The following is a 4420-nucleotide window of genomic DNA, read 5'->3' as shown; positions in this document are numbered from 1 at the left end:
CGTGAGTCCCGGACCGCGGCACTTATGGGGCTTAAAAGAAGTCTTATATGATACTCCGTATCTCAATCCGCAGGAAACGATGACAACTCCGGAGTTTGATCTGATCGAAGAACAGACGTTGCATTATGAAATTCAGTTGGAAAGTCAGGCGCAGATTCAGGATCTCTTTACGATGACCCCGTATTATTACAAGACTTCGATTCAGGACAAACAGAAGCTGGCCGTTTTGACGCAGCTGTCGACGGAAGTGGAATTCATCCTGCGGATTTACGAGAAAAAATAATCCTGATTACAAATTAACGAAATCCCGCTCTGTTAAAATTACCCGGGAAATAATTGAGGTGAGTTCACCATGAAAATCACGCTGGCCGCCGCTTTCTCGATCCAGGGAAACATCAGTCAGAACATGGACAAAATTGAAGCTGTACTGCGGACGCATCCTGATCAGGATTTCGTCCTTTTCGGCGAGGCGTTTATTCAGGGCTTTAACAGCCTGAATTTCAATCCGGATCATGACCAGCAATTTGCTTTGGATCACGGCGATCCGCCGCTGCGCCGTCTGCAGGAAATGGCGAAAACGTTTCATTCCGGAATCGGCGTCGGGTATTTCCGATTTCATGCAGGAAAATGGACGAGCAATGATCTGATCATTTCCAATTCGGGAGAAATCCTGTTGGATTACGCGCGAATGTCGCCGGGCTGGAAAATTCCCGGCGCAAATCCTCAATTTTACACGGAAGGAAAGCAGAGCGGGATCTTCAGCTATCGGGGAAAACGAATCGGCGTACTGCTGTGCGGCGACGGCTGGACGGACGAGGTTGTTTCCGCGATGGTTTCGCAACAGCCGGACCTTGTATTCTGGCCGGTCTTCGTCTGCTTTCCTCTTGATGAATGGAAGCAGGGACAAGCTGAGGCGTATGCCGCTCAGGCCGCAAGCTTCGCAAAGCGGGTTGTGCTGATCAACAATCTGGACTCACCGGGGGTAAAGGAGCCGGCGCTGGGCGGCGCTTTCGATATTCAAAACGGACGGATTCGGGCTTCGCTGCCCTGGGCTCAGGAAGGCTGTCTGACACTGGAAATACCGGAATAACAATCCGGTTTTTTCTTTACCAGACAGGCAGATTAAATTTTCATTTCAGCTTGTATACAAGATTGTTGAACTTCTTGCATAAACTTGCTACAATAGGAACATAGAGAGGAGATTTCTCATGAACTTTGCAAACTATCCTGAACTGACCGATACCGAGCTCAACGACGCGATCCATTACGCCGTCGAACAGGTGCGCAGCGGCTTGAACGATTTCACCACCAGCATGAAGTATCCCAACAGCGTCAACAATTTTTATCCGCAGATGGACAATACCGAATGGACCAACGGTTTCTGGACCGGCGAGGTCTGGCTGGCTTATGAAGCGACAAAGGAAGAGTGCTTCAAACAGACCGGTCTGACGCATGTCGAAAGCTTCTTAGACCGCGTCAACCGCAACATCGTGCTGGAACATCATGACCTCGGTTTCCTGTACTCCCCTTCCTGCGTTGCGGCCTATAAGCTGCTCAACGATGAAAAAGCCAAAGAAGCGGCGTTGAAAGCAGCGGACAAGCTGATCACCCGGTTTCAGGAAAAAGGCGGCTTTATTCAGGCCTGGGGTCCGTTGGGGGCGAAGGACAACTACCGCTTAATCATCGACTGTCTGCTGAACCTGCCGTTATTATATTGGGCGACGGAAGTCAGCGGCGATCCGAAATATCGTGAAATCGCGCTGAAGCACATTCATACGGCGTTAAGCGTCGTCATCCGTCCGGATTATTCGACCTATCATACCTATTTCTTCGATCCGGAAACAGGCAGGCCGAGCCTCGGCGTATCCCATCAGGGCAACCGCAACGAATCGGCCTGGGCCCGCGGTCAGAGCTGGGGCGTTTATGGTCTGGCGATCAGCTACAAATACACGCATAACCCGGAATATCTCGAGCTGTTCCGCCATGTCACGAAATACTTCATTGATCATCTGCCAGGTGATCTGATTCCATACTGGGATTTTGATTTCACCGACGGCAGCGATGAACCGCGTGATTCTTCAGCCAGCGCGATCGCAGCCTGCGGCATGCTGGAAATGGCGAAATACGTAGAAAAGGCAGAAGCTGACGAGCTGATCAGCGACGCCAGGCGGATGATCAAGGCTTTGTATGATCACTGCGCCGTCAAGGATCCGAAAATCTCCAACGGCCAGCTGCTCAACAGCACTTACTGCCGCAGCACCCCGACCAACGGCTGCCGTCAGCACGGCGTCGACGAATGCTGCAGCTGGGGGGATTACTTCTACTTTGAAGCGCTCACCCGCTTAAGCAAAGACTGGGAAATGTACTGGTAATCACTTTCCTGTACCGATCAAAGAAACAGCGTCCAACGGCGCTGTTTTTCTTATGGAGCCAGAAAGGGCTTTGCTTACAAAAAAAGGCGGCTGCTTTCCAAGAAGGCCCCATACTCTGAAAACGAGCCGGATTTCCAACGGCTTCTTCTTAGCTTCTTTCCCAACGCCTCGCTGAGCCTGCTTTTTTTATTTGATTGCATGCTGCTTTGTCAAAGAGGGCCGAAGCTCCCGCATTTCCCGCGGTTTTAGAGTTAAAAAAAACGCAAAAGCGATCTCAGCCTTTACGCTCCTGCCTGCTTATCCAGCCGTCCGCGGAAGGGACGAATTCTGGTTATCCTTACAGATACGTTTTCTTTTTCCGGTATTGCCAGAACTGATCATAATGTTGTTGAAAATAAGCGGAGAAGATGAGATCACAGAGAAACTGCGCCGAACAGGCCGATGAAAAATTGGCGATCTTGATCTGCGGATTTTCCTTGCTGCAAAGAAATAACCGGTAGTCCGCATAATAATGCAGCTTCGGATCCAGCCGGCTGGAGATCAGCACAATCTTCGCCTCATGCATCCGCAGCGCCTTTACGCATTCCAGCATGTAGCTGGAAATTCCCGCATAAGAAACCACCAAAGCCACGCTGTCGCGATCGGCGGTACTGCACACCAGCCGCCCGTCCGTCAGTTCTGAAGGCATCTGGATATTCACCCCGATTTCCTGCAGCTTCTGCATCAAACTCCGGCCGATCAACAAGTTGCTTCCGCTGCCGATGAAAAAGATCCGCCGGGCCTGCGTCAGCGTCTCAACGATCGCCCGGAATTCCTTAAAATCCAGCATGCGCAGCGTGTCGTCGACCGTCTGCTTGTAAATATTGGCGATGTTGGCCGTCAGGCTTTCAAGGCTGTCGTCAGAAGAAAAGGGCACGCTGAAGTCGACGTTCTGATACTGGCTGAGTTCTTCGTTCAACTCTTTCGACAACAACAATTTCAATTCGTTGAAGCCCTTCACTTCCATTTTCCGGCACAAGCGGAAAATACAGCTGATGGAGACATGACATTGTTCAGACAACTGGCGATAATCCATTTCAACCGCTTCCGTCGTATGCTTCAGAAGATATTCCGCAAGCGTTTGTTCATTCGCACTCAGCGAATGGGTATTTCTTAACCGTTCCCGGATATTCATGACAATCCCTCCTTCATTATAAAGAGACAATCGGGAAATGCAAATTTATCGGCTGAAATGACAATATTTTTTCGCTGGATTCTCTTATCTCACCAACAACTCAAAATTCTTTTCCAACCCCTTCCCTAACGCTGTTCAACCTCTTTTTGGCCGTTATAATAAGAGTAGAAGCGAGATACGGAGCCGGCAGCCTCTCGCCGGCGATCGATCTTCCTCTGAAGAAACGAGGAGATGAGTTTATGATTGGAATTCTGATCTGTGGTCATGATCACTTTGCCTGTGGGATGCGGGAAGCGGCGGAAATGTTATGCGGTCCGCAGGCTTATCTGCAGGCGCTGGACTACAAGCTGAACGAGGATCTCGACGTCTATCGTCAAAATCTGCGTAACCAGATTGAAGCCTGGGAGCCGGAAACCGAAGAAATCCTGTGTCTGTGCGACATTCAGGGCGGCTTTCCAATGGAAGCCTGCCTGACACAGCTTCCGGATAAGAAAGTTAAAATCATCACGGAGACGACCTTAACCTTACTGACCTATCTGCTTGTTCATCGCAATGGCAGCCAGAGTTCGCGTCAGTTAATTGACAACGCGCTGCTGGAAGCCAAAGAAGCCATTCATGTCATCGACCCGCAAATCTTGTTTGCGGATCAGAAAGGAGAAGCATCATGAGTATATTGAACATCCGCATCGACGAACGGCTGATCCATGGTCAGGTGGCTACCGTTTGGACAAATCAGCTGAATATTACACGTATTCTGGTCATTGATGATTTAGCCGCTGTTGACGACATCCAGAAAATCGCATTGAAAATGGCCTGTCCTTCTTCTTCCCGCTTATCCATTCTCAATGCGGAACGCGCGGTTCAGCGATTAAAT

The 4420-nt window shown here is 50.0% G+C and carries 5 protein-coding genes and 1 pseudogene; 5 read left to right on the top strand and 1 reads right to left on the bottom strand.

Going from position 1 to position 4420, the window contains the following annotated elements; translation table 11 throughout:
- The 3 genes and pseudogenes from AC5OW4_RS14685 to AC5OW4_RS14675 form a co-directional block, all read left to right on the top strand.
- Nucleotides 1–283 (top strand): annotated as a pseudogene (locus AC5OW4_RS14685) (methyltransferase); the annotation flags it as partial.
- A gap of 69 nt (nt 284–352) precedes the next feature.
- The gene (locus tag AC5OW4_RS14680) at nt 353–1090 is read left to right on the top strand and encodes a carbon-nitrogen hydrolase family protein (RefSeq protein ID WP_072683669.1); all 738 of its coding nucleotides are present in this window, start codon (nt 353–355) and stop codon (nt 1088–1090) included.
- 118 nt (nt 1091–1208) lie between these two features.
- Nucleotides 1209–2372, top strand: a complete 1164-nt coding sequence (locus AC5OW4_RS14675; protein ID WP_493677158.1) for a glycoside hydrolase family 88 protein — start codon at nt 1209–1211, stop codon at nt 2370–2372.
- A 337-nt stretch (nt 2373–2709) separates the two neighbouring features.
- Here the strand turns inward: AC5OW4_RS14675 and AC5OW4_RS14670 are convergent, their stop codons facing one another.
- Nucleotides 2710–3546 (bottom strand): MurR/RpiR family transcriptional regulator, encoded by an 837-nt coding sequence (locus tag AC5OW4_RS14670; RefSeq protein ID WP_072683671.1) that lies wholly within the window; start codon nt 3544–3546, stop codon nt 2710–2712.
- Nucleotides 3547–3785: 239 nt separating this feature from the next.
- On the opposite strand from AC5OW4_RS14670, the gene AC5OW4_RS14665 reads away from it, so the two are divergent.
- The gene (locus tag AC5OW4_RS14665; protein ID WP_072683672.1) at nt 3786–4214 is read left to right on the top strand and encodes a PTS sugar transporter subunit IIA; all 429 of its coding nucleotides are present in this window, start codon (nt 3786–3788) and stop codon (nt 4212–4214) included.
- Nucleotides 4211–4420: PTS sugar transporter subunit IIB (locus AC5OW4_RS14660; RefSeq protein WP_493677157.1), on the top strand; the 210-nt coding region annotated here is incomplete at its 3' end. The genes AC5OW4_RS14665 and AC5OW4_RS14660, both read left to right, overlap by 4 nt.

This window comes from Holdemania sp. (assembly GCF_986127675.1).
The sequence above is the reverse complement of the archived record's forward strand: the minus strand, read 5'-3'. Positions and strand labels throughout refer to the sequence as shown.

What these genes read in the sequence shown, in the direction of transcription:
- AC5OW4_RS14680 (WP_072683669.1), top strand. Translation starts at nt 353, where the DNA reads ATGAAAATCACGCTGGCCGCCGCTTTCTCGATCCAGGGAAACATCAGT.
- AC5OW4_RS14675 (WP_493677158.1), top strand. Translation starts at nt 1,209, where the DNA reads ATGAACTTTGCAAACTATCCTGAACTGACCGATACCGAGCTCAACGAC.
- AC5OW4_RS14670 (WP_072683671.1), bottom strand. Translation starts at nt 3,546, where the DNA reads ATGAATATCCGGGAACGGTTAAGAAATACCCATTCGCTGAGTGCGAAT.
- AC5OW4_RS14665 (WP_072683672.1), top strand. Translation starts at nt 3,786, where the DNA reads ATGATTGGAATTCTGATCTGTGGTCATGATCACTTTGCCTGTGGGATG.